General features: G+C 54.8%; 16 protein-coding genes. 10 read left to right on the top strand and 6 right to left on the bottom strand.

The features are described from left to right. Position 1 precedes the first annotated feature (1 nt). Entirely contained in the window at positions 2-1207 is a 1206-nt protein-coding gene (locus QPL95_RS03590; RefSeq protein ID WP_303289624.1) for a 1-acyl-sn-glycerol-3-phosphate acyltransferase, read from the bottom strand. Positions 1208-1377: 170 nt separating this feature from the next. On the opposite strand from QPL95_RS03590, the gene recQ reads away from it, so the two are divergent. Further along, positions 1378-3249: a DNA helicase RecQ gene (gene recQ / locus QPL95_RS03585; RefSeq protein WP_303289623.1), complete on the top strand. Its 1872-nt coding sequence runs from the start codon at positions 1378-1380 to the stop codon at positions 3247-3249. Here recQ and QPL95_RS03580 read toward each other — a convergent pair. Then, positions 3240-3794 (bottom strand): YiiD C-terminal domain-containing protein, encoded by a 555-nt coding sequence (locus QPL95_RS03580; RefSeq protein WP_303289622.1) that lies wholly within the window; start codon positions 3792-3794, stop codon positions 3240-3242. The genes recQ and QPL95_RS03580 overlap by 10 nt on opposite strands. A 182-nt stretch (positions 3795-3976) precedes the next feature. On the opposite strand from QPL95_RS03580, the gene QPL95_RS03575 reads away from it, so the two are divergent. Beyond that, on the top strand, positions 3977-4909 hold the full coding sequence (locus QPL95_RS03575; protein ID WP_368389719.1) for a hypothetical protein: 933 nt from the start codon (positions 3977-3979) through the stop codon (positions 4907-4909). Here the strand turns inward: QPL95_RS03575 and QPL95_RS03570 are convergent. Continuing rightward, a complete protein-coding gene (locus tag QPL95_RS03570; RefSeq protein ID WP_303289621.1) occupies positions 4906-6792 on the bottom strand; it encodes a methyl-accepting chemotaxis protein in 1887 nt (628 codons plus the stop codon). The two genes, QPL95_RS03575 and QPL95_RS03570, sit on opposite strands and share 4 nt — an antisense overlap. Before the next feature lie 234 nt (positions 6793-7026). Between QPL95_RS03570 and QPL95_RS03565 the strand changes: the two genes are divergently transcribed. The 3 genes from QPL95_RS03565 (at position 7027) to QPL95_RS03555 (ending at position 9778) form a co-directional block, all read left to right on the top strand. Beyond that, complete coding sequence (locus QPL95_RS03565) at positions 7027-8547, top strand: bifunctional GNAT family N-acetyltransferase/carbon-nitrogen hydrolase family protein (RefSeq protein ID WP_303289620.1); 1521 nt, start codon at positions 7027-7029, stop codon at positions 8545-8547. Between the two features lie 160 nt (positions 8548-8707). Continuing rightward, positions 8708-9106, top strand: coding sequence for a hypothetical protein (locus QPL95_RS03560; protein ID WP_303289619.1), 399 nt, complete (start codon positions 8708-8710; stop codon positions 9104-9106). 45 nt (positions 9107-9151) lie between these two features. Further along, positions 9152-9778 (top strand): helix-hairpin-helix domain-containing protein, encoded by a 627-nt coding sequence (locus QPL95_RS03555; protein WP_303289618.1) that lies wholly within the window; start codon positions 9152-9154, stop codon positions 9776-9778. Positions 9779-9783: 5 nt separating this feature from the next. On the opposite strand, the gene senB is transcribed toward QPL95_RS03555, so the two are convergent. Further along, positions 9784-10746, bottom strand: a complete 963-nt coding sequence (gene senB / locus QPL95_RS03550; RefSeq protein ID WP_303289729.1) for a selenoneine biosynthesis selenosugar synthase SenB — start codon at positions 10744-10746, stop codon at positions 9784-9786. A 175-nt stretch (positions 10747-10921) separates the two neighbouring features. On the opposite strand from senB, the gene QPL95_RS03545 reads away from it, so the two are divergent. The 4 genes from QPL95_RS03545 to QPL95_RS03530 all read left to right on the top strand — a co-directional run bounded on the left by QPL95_RS03545 (position 10922) and on the right by QPL95_RS03530 (position 14685). Then, entirely contained in the window at positions 10922-11800 is an 879-nt protein-coding gene (locus tag QPL95_RS03545; protein WP_303289617.1) for a putative selenate ABC transporter substrate-binding protein, read from the top strand. Next, entirely contained in the window at positions 11800-12450 is a 651-nt protein-coding gene (locus tag QPL95_RS03540) for an ATP-binding cassette domain-containing protein (RefSeq protein WP_303289616.1), read from the top strand. Before QPL95_RS03545 ends, QPL95_RS03540 begins: the two co-directional genes overlap by 1 nt. A 16-nt stretch (positions 12451-12466) precedes the next feature. Further along, positions 12467-13933, top strand: coding sequence for an ABC transporter permease (locus QPL95_RS03535; RefSeq protein WP_303289615.1), 1467 nt, complete (start codon positions 12467-12469; stop codon positions 13931-13933). A 152-nt stretch (positions 13934-14085) separates the two neighbouring features. Continuing rightward, the gene (locus QPL95_RS03530; RefSeq protein ID WP_303289614.1) at positions 14086-14685 is read left to right on the top strand and encodes a hypothetical protein; all 600 of its coding nucleotides are present in this window, start codon (positions 14086-14088) and stop codon (positions 14683-14685) included. Here QPL95_RS03530 and QPL95_RS03525 read toward each other — a convergent pair. Together QPL95_RS03525 and QPL95_RS03520 are read right to left on the bottom strand one after the other, a co-directional pair. Continuing rightward, positions 14678-14974 carry a hypothetical protein gene (locus QPL95_RS03525; RefSeq protein ID WP_303289613.1) on the bottom strand — a complete coding sequence of 99 codons (297 nt, stop codon included), beginning with the start codon at positions 14972-14974 and terminating at the stop codon, positions 14678-14680. The two genes, QPL95_RS03530 and QPL95_RS03525, sit on opposite strands and share 8 nt — an antisense overlap. Before the next feature lie 39 nt (positions 14975-15013). Further along, positions 15014-15463: a hypothetical protein gene (locus tag QPL95_RS03520; RefSeq protein WP_303289612.1), complete on the bottom strand. Its 450-nt coding sequence runs from the start codon at positions 15461-15463 to the stop codon at positions 15014-15016. A gap of 134 nt (positions 15464-15597) precedes the next feature. On the opposite strand from QPL95_RS03520, the gene QPL95_RS03515 reads away from it, so the two are divergent. Then, positions 15598-16518, top strand: a complete 921-nt coding sequence (locus QPL95_RS03515) for an ABC transporter ATP-binding protein (RefSeq protein ID WP_303289611.1) — start codon at positions 15598-15600, stop codon at positions 16516-16518. The last annotated feature ends 13 nt before the right edge of the window (positions 16519-16531 follow it).

Here is a 16531-nt window from a genome sequence, read left to right as displayed (position 1 = left end):
GTCAGTCGTCGACCGGGGTCGCGGGCACACCTTGGTTGTTCGCGGCCAAAGCGTTGACCACCGGGTTGGCGTACATATCCAGCAGGTAGGGGCGGCTCTCGGGACTGCAGGCTTCCAGGCGTCGTTCCATTTCAGCCTTGGCGGCTTCCAGGTCGGCAGGCGACCATGTTTCCGCTGTAACCACGTTTTCGCTAACGCTGTCGGGCGTTTCCCGGCTCTCCGGGTGCACGCCGCGTAATTGATAAGCGACCAGATTGGAGACATGCAGGTGATAGTTGGCGTGCATTTCATGGTCGATGCGGGCCGCCAGTGTTTTCGGGTTGTCCGGCGCATCCGCAATCGGGGCGCCAAAATGCACATGCACATGCCCTTTGTAGCCGGTCAGGCCCTTCATGATCTGATCCGTGTCTTCACCCTCGGCCTTCTGGTAGATGCCGGTACGAGCACGAACTTCCAGCTCAGTGGCTTTGTCCGCATCACACGGATCGTATTCATAGGCGATGGACACGGGAACAATGTGCAGGCGGTTCAGTGCTTCATCAAAACTCTGGCCGGACTTCTTTCGGCTCATATAGAACATTTTGATGATGGCCGGATCGGTCACATCAATACCATCTTTCGCCCGGCCTTCACGCTGGGCAATCCAGATGCTGTGGTTGGTGTCGATGCTATGGCTGATGAAGCTCGACAGTGTGAGGTAGGCGTCTCGCATTTCACGGGGGCTGGTCATGCTTCTGCGCACCACAAAACTCTTGTTAAGCCGCATCATTTCTGCAAATACACGGTTGGCGAGCAAGTTGTCGCCGATGGCGATTCGCGTGGTGTGAAACCCGTTCTGAAACAGCAGATAATTCACAACCATTGGGTCGAACACGATGTCCCGATGGTTGGAAATAAACAGGTGAGCGTTTTTTTTGCTCAGATTCTCCAGGCCGCTGTGGGTCACCCTCGAGGTGGTGCTTTCCACCAGTTCACCGACGTACCCGGCCAGCCCGGCCTGCAGATCATCTACCCGCGTGATCTGACCGAAACGACGGATCAGCCAGCGGCGTATAAACACACGCATCAATGCCGGCGCCCACTTTGCCATGCGGGGTGATTTAAACCGGCCGATCATCGTCAGGAATTCCGGATCGTTGACCAGTCGGTGGATGGCGGGGGCAGTTTCTTCGTCCGAATACGGTCGGATTGCGTCAAATTCCTGCATGCGGGCCCTGTTGTTGTTCGAAGTGGTTAATCGAAGTCTCAGAAGGTGCAGTATTGTAGCGGTTCTGCTGCCGGTTTGCCTCTATCTGAAAGCCCTATGCGCCAATCCTGATGCAGGATCTGGTATCATTCCGGGCCTGAAACAGACTCGCCCAAAGGCTAACAGCATTCATGTATCCGGAACATGACTTCGAGCAACTGACCAAAGAGCCACCCACTGCCAACTGCAAAGATCCCGAGCAGGTGCTGCATGACGTGTTTGGCTACGAAACCTTTCGCCCTCTGCAGGGCGACATTGTGCGCGAAGTCGTCAATGGTGGTGATGCGTTGGTACTCATGCCTACCGGGGGCGGTAAGTCGTTGTGCTATCAGGTACCCGCTCTGGTTCGTCCGGGTACCGCGATTGTTATCTCTCCCTTGATAGCCTTGATGCAGGATCAGGTGAATGCACTTCGTGAACTGGGTGTGAGAGCGGCATTTCTGAATTCCAGCATGGATTTCGAACAGGCCAGAGCAACCGAATACGCGTTGATGACTGGCGAGCTCGATCTGCTGTACTGCGCACCGGAACGGCTGATTCAGCCCCGCACCATCGAGCTTCTCCACAACGCATCGCTATCACTGTTCGCAATCGATGAAGCCCACTGCGTTTCCCAGTGGGGCCACGATTTCCGGTCTGACTATCTTCAGCTGAGTATGTTGGCCGAAGCGTTTCCCGGCATTCCGCGTATCGCACTGACCGCCACCGCCGATGAGCGTACCCGAAAGGAAATCGCCGAGCGCTTGTCGCTGACTCAGGCCCGGCATTTCATCAGCGGCTTTGATCGCCCCAACATTCAATACCGGATCACGCCTAAAACGAATGCTAACAAACAGTTATTGGACTTTATTAAAGCTGAACATGCGGGTGATTGCGGCATCGTTTACTGCCTTTCCCGCAACAAGGTGGATGCCACCGCCAAACTGCTGGCGAGTAAAGGCTATACCGCTCTGCCCTACCACGCAGGCCTGACAAGCGAGCAGCGATCCAGGAATCAGGACCGGTTTCTGCGTGAAGACGGTGTAATCGTTGTCGCCACCATTGCCTTTGGAATGGGTATCGACAAGCCCGATGTTCGCTTTGTTGCCCACATGGATCTCCCGAAAAGCCTTGAAGCCTATTATCAGGAAACAGGTCGTGCCGGTCGCGATGGCAAACCCTCAACCGCCTGGATGGTTTACGGGCTTCAGGATGTCATCAAACTACGACAGATGCTTGAGGCATCCCAGGGCAATGACCAGTTCAAACGGGTTGAACGCCAGAAGCTGGACGCCATGCTCGGCCTGTGCGAAGTCACTCAGTGCCGACGTCAGGTGTTGCTCCGTTATTTCGGTGACACGCTGGAACAACCCTGCGGTAACTGCGACAGCTGCCTGAACCCGCCCGAAACCTGGGATGGCTCGGTGGCTGTTCAAAAGGCATTATCTTGTGTGTTCCGCACCGGACAACGCTATGGCGTGAACTACCTGATTGATGTGCTTCGCGGGTCAGAAAATGAACGCATAGTGCAGGCCGGGCATCAAGCGATTTCTACCTACGGCATTGGCACCGAACTGTCAGCCAACGAATGGAAATCGGTTTTCCGTCAGCTGGTCGCCAACGGCTACCTGCGTGCGGATCCAGACGGTTATGGCGCCATGCAACTGACCGAACAGTGTCGGCCACTTCTCAAGGGTGACCAACGCATCGAATTGCGCAAGGACCCGGTGGTCAAAGCCTCCACTGGCAGCAAATCGTCCGGAAAGCGCTCCGGTCAGAACCTGCGGGATCAGATTACAGATCACGAAGGCTGGGAAGCGCTGCGGGCCTGCCGTAAGGCGCTGGCGGACAAACAGGGGGTGCCGCCCTACGTGATCTTTCACGACACCACCCTGTTCGACATGCTTGAGCGTCGGCCGACAACCCTGGAAGAGCTGGGAGAAGTCAGCGGCGTGGGCGCGGCCAAACTGGAAAAGTACGGCGATATCTTCCTGGAGACCCTGCGCGGAATTGGTCAGGCCTGAGGCTTGAAACCTTTCTTGCGCACCCGGTACTGGGCCAGCGAGGTTGCCACGTGGTTACCTTTGCTATCCCGTAAAATGCCTTCCAGTGTGAACTTGCCTCGCCCGGTAGCATCGGCATCCGCCAGCACAGCCGCTACCGTTTCCGGCGGTAACGAGAATTCCACCGTGACATCAGAGTTGGCTGGCTGCAGGAATTCCAGGGTCATCTCCTTGAGAATCGGCGTGTAAGCGGGCCCCAGATCAAACAAAGCCATCACGCCGCCAGGAATTTCCGCCACCAGAAAATAGGCACCGGCGTACAGGCTGCCAAAATGGTTTTTATTGCCCTTCAGTTTCACTTTGGCGCGCACGTAGCCCGGGCGCATTTCTTCAACAGAGAAGCCATTGCGCGTTGCAAACGGGATGGCCATGCCAACTATCCGGTTAACGGCTGCATAGCTTCCTGTCTTCTTCAGCCACTCAAAGGGTTGTAACAGCGTCGCTTTAGGATCGCTGGATAGAACCACTTGCCCGGCGGTGCCAATGAGCGTATCAATAATCGCCATAATGAATTTCCTTGTTCGGTGAGGTTGGCGATGATTGCAGCGCATCAGGCCGGCTTCAAGAATGTTTTACAGTTTTTTTGAATTCTGTACCGCCAAATTTACAGTTTCTGATGTAATCTAAGGCTGAACGTGCCACCGTTGTGCCTGTCATACCTGCCACCCGTCATTGAAGGATCAAGGGCTTGCTCTTAAATGCTGGAAGAATAGTAAGGCGCCTGCTCTGCCCTGTCGGCCTGACGTGTGTCCTGCTGGTACCGCCGGCGTTCGCCTCAACTGCGTCGGTGCCTGAAGGTCGTGACTACATTCTTTGGTACCGAAACTACGACAATCCGGCCATTCAGGCCCTGGTCAGGCTCGCGCTGGACAAAACACCGGAATACGGTGACTACTTGCTGGTCCGGAGTGAGGAATTGAGCCAGGGCCGGGTACTGCGCGAGCTTGCCAACCAGAACAGCCGCCTTGTCGATATCGCCAACGTGGCGACAACCCCGGAACGCGAATCCATGCTGGCAGCGGTTCCAGTGCCCGTTGATGGTGGTCTGTTAGGTTTTCGGGTTTGCCTGGTTTTACCCGAAAATCTCAGCAAGTTCGAAAATATCCACAGCATCAAGGATCTGCAGAGCCGAAATATCCGAATTGGGCAGGGCTCGCACTGGCCAGATACCCCCATACTGGAAGGGAATGGCATCAGCGTCATTACCCACACCCGCTACGAAATCCTGTTTGGCATGTTGCACAACCAGCGTTTTGACTGTTTCGCCAGGGGCATCAGTGAAGTGATGTTCGATATGAGCCAGGAGAAGGCCCAGGGGCTCGTCATCGAACCCGGGCTCCTGCTGGCCTATGCTATGCCCTCTTACCTGTTTGTCGCTCCCGGTGATCAGCAAACAGCCCATCGACTGCAACTCGGGCTTGAGCGAGCCATTATTGACGGCAGCTTTGCAAAATACCTGAAAAACGCGTTTGGCAAAGCGGTTTCCGAACTTGGCCTTGAGGCCAGAGCGGTGTTAAAGCTGGAAAACCCCTACCTGACTGACGACTCGGATTACATTGGCCGGCGCACTCTGGAAGACCTGAGGCGCCGGATTGAGTACCTCGCCAGCGACAAGCCTTAAACCCTGAACCGGCTGACCTTGTCATGCAGCGTGTGGCCGATGGTTTCGATTTGTCCACTGTACACATCGTTTTCACTGGCCGCTTTGGCGGCCGACTGGCCTTGATCGGCAATGCGTGTAATCGACGCGTTCAGCTCATCGGTGACCGAGGTCTGCTCTTCTGATGCGGTGGCAATCTGGGCGGTCATCTGGGTGATCGAGGTGATGGCATCGGCAATTCTGTTCAGAGACTCCATGGCATCCTGCGCTTTTTCCATGCTGACATTGGAGACCGCAGTAGAGGCCTTCATCACCTCAACTGCATTGCCCGCCCCCTTCTGCAGGCGCTCAATCATGTTATTGATCTCTTCGGTTGACGCCCGGGTTCTTTGTGCAAGGTTTCGGACCTCATCCGCCACAACTGCGAATCCGCGACCGGCTTCACCCGCTCGAGCCGCCTCAATTGCCGCATTCAGAGCCAACAGGTTGGTCTGCTCGGCAATGCCCTGAATCACTTCCAGCACCGTGGTGATTGAAGAAACGTCCTGTCCCAGAGTGTCGATAACCTCTGCAGCCGAGTTAATTTCCCGGGAAAGCTTTTGCACCGCATCCCGAGAGGCGGCCACAGTTTCCAGGGAGCCCCGGCTCTCCTCATCCGCATTTTCGGCTGCTTCTGCGGTCTGCTGGGCAGACTGGGCAATTTCACCGGCGGCGGCTGACATCTCATTAATCGCTGTCGCGATCATATCGATCTCACCCTGCTGGCCTTCGACACTGGAACGGCTGCTGCGCGAGGTTTCCCGCAATGAGGTTACGTTTTCAGCCAGCTCTTCGCTGCGCTCTTTCACCTCTTTCACTACTTGTTGAATGTTGGCAACAAACTGATTGAAACTTTTCGCCAGCGTTCCGAACTCATCATTCACGCTATCATCCAGCCGCTGCGTCAGGTCTGCATCCCCGGAGGCAATGTCCGACATCGCTTTGTTGAGCCTGCGTACCGGAGCCATCAAGGCTCGAATGCCAAAGTGCAGAACGACCAGTGCTATAAGCAATCCAGCAATCGCAATCCCGATTCCGGTCACCCGGGCGTCGACCACAGGCTTGTTGATCTTGTCCCAGTTCACCACCGACCCGAGATACCAGTCGACGCTTCGAGCGCCGGATATCGGAAAAAAGGCGACGCTCCAGGTTGTTTCCTCGCGCTCGAATTTTGCAGGCGTGCCATCCATTTTGGGGTCATAGCCGAGAAACTCACGGGCACTGGAGCCGATCAGGGACGTGTCGGGATGAAAAAGAAGGGTGCCTTCCCGGTTAACCAATACGGCGTAGCCTGCGTCTCCAAGGGTAATAGATGCCAGTAATTGTTGGATGGCGTTCAGGCTGATATCCATACCGGCAACCCCTTCAAAATACCCGGAGCGAACGGGCGCTATGGCCGAAAGTACGGTTTCACCGGATTGCGCATCCTGGTAGGTGCCGGTGAAAGACGCCTTACCCTGCTCACGCGCCTGCTTGTACCAGGGCCGCTCCCGCGGGTCGAAATCCGCGGGCAAACCCCGCTCGGTCTCTTGCGTGCGCATGATCATACGACCATCGATCGTGCCCACATACACATCCTTCGCGCCACTGCCCTCTGTCATGGCGTTCATGACGGTGCGTGCCTGGGCTTCCATACGGGTATCGGTCAGTGCCTGGGCTGTCGCCTCGGTCATATCCAGTCGCGTGTTCAGCCAGTCCGCAATGCTGGCAGTGCTTTGTTTAACGGCATCATCCAGCATCGCGAATACATAGGTGTTGGTGGTACTTTGCAACCGACGATCAGCGGTAAACGTAAACGCCGCCATGATAACGACAATTAACACGCCAACAGCGATCAGTAGCTTTTGACCGAATGAGAGTTGCACGAATGAGTTCCTCCGGGAATGATGCGGGGCGCAATCATAATTGACCGATATCAGGTGCGCAGTTACCGAATGTTTCGGCCGGCGTCGCAAAGTCTTTAGGCAAGGAGTTATCCAGGCCGCACCCTACTCTGCTAAAATCCATGCCATTGACGCTTAAAGTCAGTACCAAAAGCGTCAGTCGCGAAAGTGCCCGTATCGAAGGTGCCGATATCGGAATTAACGGAGAGTGTTTGAATGGCCCATGAAGATTTACACCTGAACCTGCGAAACCTCACCTTGAATGACTATAGCCAACTTCAAGAGTTGATGGACGATGTTTATGACGATATTGGCGGCGCCTGGCCAAAAGAAACCATCAAAGCACTTGTGGAACAGTTTCCGGATGGGCAGATCTGTATTGAGGAAAGTGGCCATCTGGTTGCCGTAGCCCTCACGGTCTGCGTGAAGTACGAACGCTTCAGCAACCCTCACGCCTACGATGACCTGATTCTCCGGAATGAAAAGCTGTGGCACAACCCGAACGGCGACTCTCTGTACGGGCTCGATGTGTTCATTCATCCGGATTACCGGGGCTACCGCCTTGGCCGGCGGCTGTACGAAGCGCGCAAAGAGCTTTGCCGCTCCATGAATTTGCGGGCGATCCTGGCTGGTGGTCGAATCCCGAACTACTTCAAGTACGCCGAGCAATACACACCGGAGGAGTACATCCAGCGAGTCGACCGCAAAGAAATCTACGACCCCATTCTGAGCTTCCAGCTCTCCAACGATTTTCAGGTAACCCGGCTGATGCATAAATACCTGCCGGAAGATGAAAAGTCGCTGGGCTACGCCACCCTGCTGGAGTGGCGAAACATTCTCTATCTGCCGCCATCGTCTGTCCTCAATGTGAAGAAAACACAGGTTCGGATGGGGGCCGTTCAATGGCAAATGCGGGAATTCACCTCGGTGGAAGAGGTGCTCAAGCAAGTCGAGTATTTCGTGGACGCACTGTCCGACTACAAAAGCGACTTCGCTCTGTTCCCGGAATTTTTCAACGCGCCATTGATGGGGTTGACCGACCAGATGGATCAAACCCGCGCCATTCGTTTCCTGGCAGGGTTTACCGAACAGTTCCGCAACGAGATGTCGGAAATGGCGGTCAGTTACAACATCAACATCATCACCGGTTCCATGCCGCTGATCGAAGATGACCGTGTTTACAATGTTTCCTACCTTTGTCACCGCGATGGCCGTGTTGACGAACAGCGGAAAATTCACATCACGCCCCATGAACGGCGCGACTGGGTTATCGAAGGTGGCGATAAGTTCAAAGTATTCGAAACCGATGCCGGCCGGGTCGCCATTATGATCTGTTACGACATCGAATTCCCGGAACTTGGTCGCCTGGCGGCCAGTGAGGAAGTGGACATTATCTGCGTCCCTTTCTGGACCGACACCAAAAACGGTTACCTGCGCGTTCGCCATTGTGCCCAGGCGCGGGCGATTGAAAACGAGTGCTATGTTGTCATTACCGGCAGTGTCGGAAACTTGCCCAAGGTAGAGAATCTGGACGTCCAATACGCGCAGTCTTCCGTATTTTCACCGTCAGATTTCGCGTTTCCCCACGATGCCGTGATGGCGGAAACCACGCCGAACACAGAAATGATTATGTTCTCGGATATGGACCTGGAAAAACTCAAGCTGGTTCGAAACGAAGGCTCAGTGACCAACCTGAAAGACCGCCGGGTTGACCTTTACCAGCTGACCTCCAGGTAACGGAAAGACGACCGGCTTCCTGGCGCGAAGCCGGTGTTGATCAACTTCATGAACGGATCGGGGTAGATGACTGATGACATTGCCAAAACGATTCAGTCCGGCTATTGTTTAAATTGTACTCAGATCCTTTGATGGAATGTAAAGGCAGAGAAAACGCTTCATGAACGAAGAATTACCGGACATAGTCGCCCAATTCCGTTTTCGGCACGGCCTTTTTCGCCGGGAGACGGTTCAGGCTCGCCTTTACGAACTCGACAGCTACGGCTGTGTGATGAAAACGGACAAATTATTCGAGCCCGGTGATTCGGTGACTCTGGATCTGATCATGGACATGCCTTTTGAGGAAATTCGCGCAGAAGGCATCCCTGGCCTGGTTACAGAGAAGAGAAAGCACTGCAGCAACTTCTTCTATTCCATTGATTTTATTAAACTTGACGAAAGAGACGACTCCGTACTCTCAGAAAAATTGCGCCGCATTCGTGAAGTTCTATTGAAAAAGCAAAGCCTCAAATCCCGCAGGTCTGCCAGCCCGGCTTCTGGGATGAGGCAAACGGCCTGAATTCGTTCCACCCCACATGCCCCGTTCCCGTAAGGAGACACACCCATGGCGAAGAAAGCCAAACCGAGCGTTGATAAGATCGTCAAGAAAGTGAACAAGGAATTTGAGAAAGCATCGTCACAGATTGAAAGCCTGATCACCGACGCCCTCAAACAATTCGATAATTTGCAGCACCAGGTACAGGATCCGGTTCGCAAATTGTTGAAGGAAGTTGACGAGCTGCGTGAGCGGGAAATGACCCGTTTCAATGATGAATTTGAACGCCGCATGAACGAATTCCACGAACTTCAGGCCAGCTTGCTGGATCGACTGGGGATTGCTTCCAAAGAAGCCGGGAAAGATGCGAAGAAGACAGCTGACAAAGTAGCCGGCAAGGCGAGCAAAGCGGTTAAAACGGCGACTGCTGCAAAACCTGCGGCGAAGAAGGCCCCGGCAAAGAAACCTGCGGCGAAAAAGCCAGCGGCCAGCAAGGCGGCCAAGCCGGTCGACAAATCTGATCTGACCCGTGTGAAGGGCGTTGGCCCGGCCACGGCCAAGAAGATGAAGGAGGCCGGCATTACGTCTATCGAGCAGATTGCCAATCCGAGTGATGCCGACAAGCAAAAACTCGAAGCCTTCAAGAGCATCAAAGGCTTTAGCGAGCTCTCTGCAGAAGCGAAAAAAGTACTGTAAGCACGTTACTGAACGGCGAGCGCCAGGGCTTTCTCCAGGCTCTGGCGCTCCTGCTCAGGGGTAAACGTCTCCGCAAGGACATTGACCCGTTGCGTGAGTTCTGACAGAAACGCACCGTCGTTCTCAGCCCGGTACATAAGGTCAGCCAGAGCGGCTTCATCACCGACCGGAAAGAACCCCGGGTAGTCATCACCCAACAATCCCCGGTTCCCTGGAATATCCGAAGCGATAATGGGCAGCCCTGCCCTGCAGGCTTCAGAAACCACGTTGGCTCCCCCTTCCATCACCGAACTGATCACCATCAGGTTACAAACCGCGACAAGATTCGCCAGCTCGGGCGCATTCAACTCGCCCAGCCAGTGGAAGCGAGGATTATCCCGGCTCTCCTGTAAGGCGCGATCACGCCACTCATCGTTGTGAGGCTTGCCCGCGCAGGACACCATGATGGTCGAGTCTTCGGGTAACTGCCGGCTCGCCCAAGCTGCTCTCAGGGAGTCTTTTTCGTCCCTGAGATGGCCGATTACAGCGATATTGAACTGGCCAGGCACGGCTCGGGCAGCGCCACGAAACGCGGGCATTTCTGCGGATTGCCTGAGTGTCAGGAGCTTGTTTCTGTATCGCTCCGGTATATCCTGCCCCACCAGATCGTGCAGCCCAATCAGCAGACTGGCTTTGTCCATAGAGGCATAAGTCGCCTCCGGAAATTCATGCTGATGGAAGTAGATGTCGGTGCCTGTGAGCACCACAATCAAAGGCTTTTCTGGCCAACGCTTCCGGAAATCGTCGACGGCTTTCGAGCTGCGCCAGGCATGCAGTGCAATAAGCAAATCGCAATCCTCACCCTGATACTGCGTGAGTACGTCTACCTTATGGCCTGCCTGCTGCAACAATTGCTGCCAGCGCAGAGCGGTCGCTCGGTTGCCGGCTTTGGAGTCTGGGCCAGCGGGTGTGATGATGATGAGGTTCATACCTGCCACGATTTGAATTTTCTGAAATTCTGCATGGCCGGATGCTCCAGGTAAAGCATTGCTACGTATACCGGTTCAGAGTTGAGTGAAATCAAGGTATCCTGAAACGGCATTAGGCACCCGCCTGTCTCTCAAGAAAACCTTCAAAAGACCTTAATACAAAGGATTGAATTTCATGGCGATGAAACACTTACGTAAATGGCTCGCTGGCAGCCTGCTGTCTCTGTCTGCGTTTTCCGCAGCCCAGGCCGAGACCTTCGTTTTTACCGCAATTCCGGACGAAGACGAAACCAAACTGGTTGAACGCTTCCAGGGCGTGGCCGATTATCTGTCCAATGAGCTTGGCGTAGATGTTCGCTACATTCCCGTAAAGTCTTACGCAGCGGCCGTGTCGGCATTCCGCAACAATCAGGTTCAGCTGGCATGGTTCGGTGGCCTGTCCGGCGTTCAGGCCCGCCGCCTGGTTCCCGGCTCTGAAGCCATTGCACAAGGCGTTGAAGACGAAGCCTTCGTGACCTACTTTATCGCCAATTCCAGCACCGGCATAGCGCCTGCAGACACCCTTGAAAGCCTCGGTGATGATCTGCGCGGTAAAACCTTTACGTTTGGCTCCAAGGGCTCCACCTCTGGCCGCCTGATGCCTGAATTCTATTTACGCGATACCTTCAACGAAGCCCCGGAGTCATTGTTTTCCCGCGTGGGTTTCAGTGACAACCACACACGTACCCTGCGACTGGTTGAGGCAGGCACCTACGATCTGGGCGCACTGAACTTCCAGGTTTGGGAAAAAGAATTGGCCGATGGCAACGTCGACACCGATTCCCTTCAGGTTATCTGGAAAACGCCCACCTACCCGGATTACCAGTGGACCATTCGCGGTGACGTGAACGAAAAGTTTGGCGAAGGATTCAAAGAGCGCGTCACCAAGGCGCTGCTTGACCTGGACGACCCCGCACTGCTTGAAAGTTTCCCTCGTTCCGGTTTCATTCCCGCTTCTAATGACGATTACGAGCCCATCCGTAAAACCGGTGAAAATATCGGAATTCTCGATTGATGACAGGCTTTGATTTTCATGGCCTGACCGCCAGCTTTGAAGGACAGCGGGTGATAGGCCCGCTGTCGCTTCATGTAAATGAAGGCGAACATGTTGCGCTGGTTGGCAAGAGCGGCGCAGGCAAGTCGACGTTGATCAGCCTGCTGTATGATCGCTTAAAGCAGCAGGCTGCCCTGATCCCCCAAGGCCTCGGGCTGGTGAATGCCTTGCCCGTATTCCACAATGTGTTCATGGGCCAGCTCGACCAGCACCCCACCTGGTACAACACACTGACCCTGATTAGGCCCTTCCATGACGACAGGAACGCCATCAGGGCGTTACTGGGCGAACTTGATATTGCTGAAAAGCAATGGATTCCAGCTGCCACACTGTCTGGCGGACAACGCCAGCGGGTTGCCATAGCGCGAGCACTCTACCGGCAGGCACCGGTCTTACTTGCTGATGAACCGATTTCAGCGCTTGACGGCCCCATGGCGCAGCGCATTATGAAATTGCTTACGGAGCGTTTCAGCACCAGCATCATAGCGCTGCACGACATCGACATGGCACTGGCCTACTGCGACCGGATTATCGGCATTCAGGACGGCCAGGTAGCACTGGATCAGCCTGCGAAAGGCCTGGTAGCGTCCGACATTATGTCGCTTTACTGACAGGCCGCAGAAAACGATGCTTTCCTACCCCACCGTCCGCGCCAGCTTCATCTTCCTTGCCATTGCCCTTGGAGGCCTGATGGTGGCCGACATTGCCATCACCACCGCCAATCCCTGGCAGGATCTTGGCCGCCTGTTTATGGGGGTGGTTACACCGAACTTTTTCAGCACTGAAGGATTGCTGACGGCGCTACTGAGAACCCTGGCATTTGCGTTTGTGGGCGTAACGCTCGGTAGCCTTTGTGGGTTTCTGCTGGCACTCGTGTATCGATTTTTACCGGTACGCATGTTCTGCGCGTTCATTCGCTCTATCCATGAGCTGTTCTGGGCGCTAATCTTCCTTCAGTTTTTCGGCTTCCACCCGCTTACCGGTGTACTGGCCATTGCCATCCCCTACTCCGGGATCTTTGCGAAAGTCTATTCCGAAATTTTCGAGGAAGCCGACCCGGAACCTGGCCGCCTTCTACCGCCTTACACCGGTGCGATATCCGCGTTTCTCTACGCCAAAATTCCCGATTGCTGGGTTCAAATGCGAACCTACACCGCCTACCGCCTTGAATGCGGGCTTCGGTCATCTGCTATTCTGGGTTTTGTCGGCCTGCCGACCCTGGGGTTCTATCTGGAGTCATCGTTCTCCCAGGGCCTGTATTCCGATGCCGGCGCAATGTTGATCCTGTTTTATATCCTGATCGCCACCATGCCACTTTGGGTTCGGCCCAAGCTATTACCGCTGTATATTGTGGCAGCCCCCTTCTTTCTCGGTGACGGCTTACCCATTGTCTGGGGCAACGTGGAGCGTTTTTTCACCGAAGACATTGTGCCCGCGCCCATTCGAAATGGCGAAAGCCTGGGCGAACTCTCGGCCTGGTTCGGTGATGTCATGGTAAACGAAGCCTTACCGGGCATCTGGAACACCGTGGTGCTTACCCAAATCGCGCTGGTCGCAACGGGCATTTTGTCCCTGCTTGCTTTTCCGCTGATATCGAGACACTTTGGTGGCCCCGTTCGGCGTACTTCTGGCCATGTCTTTTTGGTCATCGCCCGGTCGACACCGGAGTACATTCTTGCCTACATTCTGCTTCAGTTATGGGGGCCGTCCATGTTGCCGGCCGTGGTTGCGCTGGCATTGCACAACGGCGGTATTATCGGCCACCTGATCGGCAGGCAAACCAACAGTATTCACTTGCGACCTGATGCACCCACCGGTTTTTCCCGGTACAGCTGGGAATTGGTTCCCCGGGTTTACCGCTCCTTTCTCGCCTTCCTTTTCTATCGTTGGGAAATCATCATGCGGGAAACGGCGATTCTTGGCATTCTGGGAATTTATACCCTGGGCTTTTATGTCGACAGCGCCATTCAGAACATTCGGTTTGACCGGGCCATGCTGCTCATTCTGATTACCGCCTTACTGAATATCGGTATTGATGCGCTTGGCCGTTACATCCGCCGCAAGCTGGCCCTTCAGACTATGCCCACCTGCTAATCCGGTAAAAGCCGCTGGGATAGGCGTCACAAAACATTAAGATCGATTCCTCTTCGTTCCCGATTTGCGGCATTTGTTGCGGCACCCACCTGTTACATACTGTTACACTTCACCCGTACAGTTCCTTCAAAACATGATTTCGGGAAATATTCATGATGGTCAATGGATTGGTCACAGTCACTCAACTTGGGCTTCTGCTCCTGCTTGGCCTGCTGGGCCTGCGAATGCACAAACTGGTTCGCAACGAGCCGATGCAACCTGCCATCGCCGCCGTTCCAAATCCGGGCTTTGCCCGCGAGCAAGGCCCGCAAGTGAGGACCATCAATCGTAAAGAAAGTAAGCTCCAACAAGGCGAGAGCCGGCTTGATCGAACAGAGTTGTTCAGTCAACTGCATATTCTGGCCGGGCTTCAGGAACGGGACTGTCGGGTAAAAGGGTTGGTGTTGGCTGAGGCACCAGAAGCCGTGCGCACCTACGCAGCAGCGTGGCTTTACGGGGCCAGCTGCGCACTCAGTAACAAGCCAGTGCGGCACTCTGAGGCCCTGGCAGGCATGGTGGCTGGCATTGTCAGCCGGAAAACAGGAATCAGGCAGCCGGAGGCCTTACAGGCCATTTCAACGCTGACTTCCAGCAGTATTTTGCTGGCATGCTATCGGGCGGGGCTTGAAGGAGCCGAGTTCTGGCAGGTAAATCATTATGTGCCTGCCAGCTGTGGCCTATACGAGGTGGTGACCAGCAACGCGTTTATCTGACGGTTTCCAGCTCCCAGCCGGTGCCGAGGGATACGGTTTCCCGGCTGGTGTCGTCGTCAACCGGTGTTCCGGTGACCACCGGCTTGGTGAAACCACCCTCTTCCGCGTACTTCATTGAGTCCACATCTACCGACCGAACCAACCAGGATTTGCCATCTGCGGTCACCCGGGCGCGGTGGGTCAACCCGAACACAAACCGGCAATAGTCCAGCTTGAGCTGTAACAGATCCTGCTCCGCTTTCTGGATTTTTCGAAGCAGAACCTTCTGAACACTTTCCGCGTAGTCCATCACTTTTCCCTGGAAATACCATAATTTGACGAAATTTAACTACTTTTGAGCCTTGAAGACCAGTGTCAAAGGCACATTTTCCAACATTTCCTGGCCCGCCTGCAGGTCCACCCGCCACACCATATCACCGCCGGTAGTACAAAACGGAGCAGTGAATTCTGCACTGAAATCTGAAGGCGTTTGCTGCCTTAACGGTACCGGATACTCGCCCATATACATTGATTGACCACGCAATACCGCCAGAAACCGGTCCGGGGCGCCTGGGCTGCGGATCTCGAGCCGGTATATCTGCCCCTGTGAGCTCTGTTGCCCCGTTGTCAGGCTTGCCTGCCACTGACCTTCTGGCGTTGTCCAGGCACAGGGACCACTCAGCAAATCGCACTCAGAGTATGAGTTACCGTCGCTCGTTTTGCCGAGGTATCGGGGGCCAAAAAACACCAGTGTAATACCGACGGCAATAAGGCCAAGTGTTAAAAGCACTCGTAACATCCCCAGCCTCCTATACATTAAAACCGGCATTATGGGGATATATCCGGACATAGCAAAGGTTTCTAAACAGCCGCCAGCATGAGAAAATGCGCGGCTTTCTGGTTTGAACCTCTCACAAAACAGGATACACAACCGTGCAGCCGGACATTTCCGTAAAGCATCTGAACAAGATCTACGAAGATGGATTTCAGGCCCTCAAAGAGATCAACCTGGACATCTTTCCGGGGGAGATCTTCGCCCTGCTTGGCCCTAACGGCGCCGGAAAGACCACCCTGATCTCGATTCTCTGCGGTATCGTTAACAAAAGCAGCGGTGAAGCCAGCGCAGCAGGCCACGACATTGTCAAAGACTACCGCAAAGCGCGGGAGGCCATTGGCCTGGTTCCTCAGGAACTCAATACCGATTCCTTCGAGACCGTGTGGGATGCCGTGTCGTTCAGCCGGGGCCTGTTCGGAAAGCCGCCAAAACCGAGCCATATCGAGAAGATTCTGAGAGACCTGTCCCTGTGGGACAAACGCAACAACCGCATTATGTCGTTGTCAGGCGGAATGAAGCGCCGGGTCATGATTGCAAAAGCGCTCTCCCACGAACCCCGCATACTGTTCCTTGATGAGCCAACCGCCGGCGTCGATGTGGAGCTACGCAGGGATATGTGGGAAATGGTCCGTAAGCTCCGCGAAAACGGCACCACCATCATTCTGACAACCCACTACATCGAAGAAGCCGAGGAAATGGCAGACCGCATCGGCGTGATTCGGCAAGGCCAGATCATTCTGGTGGAAGACAAAAACCGCCTGATGTCCAAGCTCGGTAAAAAAGAGCTGCGCCTGCAACTCCAGAATAAACTTGAGTCGATACCGGGTGAGCTGACCCTGGAGCCTGTTGAGCTGTCAGATGACGGCTTTGAACTGATCTACACCTTCGATTCCCAAAAGCAACAAGCCGGCGTCGCCAGGCTGCTGAGAACCCTTGGCGATCTAGGCATTGACTACCGAGACCTGCAAACCCGTGAAAGCTCCCTTGAGGAGATTTTTGTTGGCCTGGTGCATGAATAACCACGCGCCCGAG

Source organism: Marinobacter sp. SS5-14b, assembly GCF_030541005.1.
In the GTDB taxonomy this organism is placed as follows: domain Bacteria; phylum Pseudomonadota; class Gammaproteobacteria; order Pseudomonadales; family Oleiphilaceae; genus Marinobacter.
This window is presented reverse-complemented; position numbering and strand designations above follow the sequence as displayed.

What these genes read in the sequence shown, in the direction of transcription:
- QPL95_RS03590 (WP_303289624.1), bottom strand. Translation starts at nt 1,207, where the DNA reads ATGCAGGAATTTGACGCAATCCGACCGTATTCGGACGAAGAAACTGCC.
- recQ (WP_303289623.1), top strand. Translation starts at nt 1,378, where the DNA reads ATGTATCCGGAACATGACTTCGAGCAACTGACCAAAGAGCCACCCACT.
- QPL95_RS03580 (WP_303289622.1), bottom strand. Translation starts at nt 3,794, where the DNA reads ATGGCGATTATTGATACGCTCATTGGCACCGCCGGGCAAGTGGTTCTA.
- QPL95_RS03565 (WP_303289620.1), top strand. Translation starts at nt 7,027, where the DNA reads ATGGCCCATGAAGATTTACACCTGAACCTGCGAAACCTCACCTTGAAT.
- QPL95_RS03560 (WP_303289619.1), top strand. Translation starts at nt 8,708, where the DNA reads ATGAACGAAGAATTACCGGACATAGTCGCCCAATTCCGTTTTCGGCAC.
- QPL95_RS03555 (WP_303289618.1), top strand. Translation starts at nt 9,152, where the DNA reads ATGGCGAAGAAAGCCAAACCGAGCGTTGATAAGATCGTCAAGAAAGTG.
- senB (WP_303289729.1), bottom strand. Translation starts at nt 10,746, where the DNA reads ATGAACCTCATCATCATCACACCCGCTGGCCCAGACTCCAAAGCCGGC.
- QPL95_RS03545 (WP_303289617.1), top strand. Translation starts at nt 10,922, where the DNA reads ATGGCGATGAAACACTTACGTAAATGGCTCGCTGGCAGCCTGCTGTCT.
- QPL95_RS03540 (WP_303289616.1), top strand. Translation starts at nt 11,800, where the DNA reads ATGACAGGCTTTGATTTTCATGGCCTGACCGCCAGCTTTGAAGGACAG.
- QPL95_RS03535 (WP_303289615.1), top strand. Translation starts at nt 12,467, where the DNA reads ATGCTTTCCTACCCCACCGTCCGCGCCAGCTTCATCTTCCTTGCCATT.
- QPL95_RS03530 (WP_303289614.1), top strand. Translation starts at nt 14,086, where the DNA reads ATGATGGTCAATGGATTGGTCACAGTCACTCAACTTGGGCTTCTGCTC.
- QPL95_RS03525 (WP_303289613.1), bottom strand. Translation starts at nt 14,974, where the DNA reads ATGGACTACGCGGAAAGTGTTCAGAAGGTTCTGCTTCGAAAAATCCAG.
- QPL95_RS03520 (WP_303289612.1), bottom strand. Translation starts at nt 15,463, where the DNA reads ATGTTACGAGTGCTTTTAACACTTGGCCTTATTGCCGTCGGTATTACA.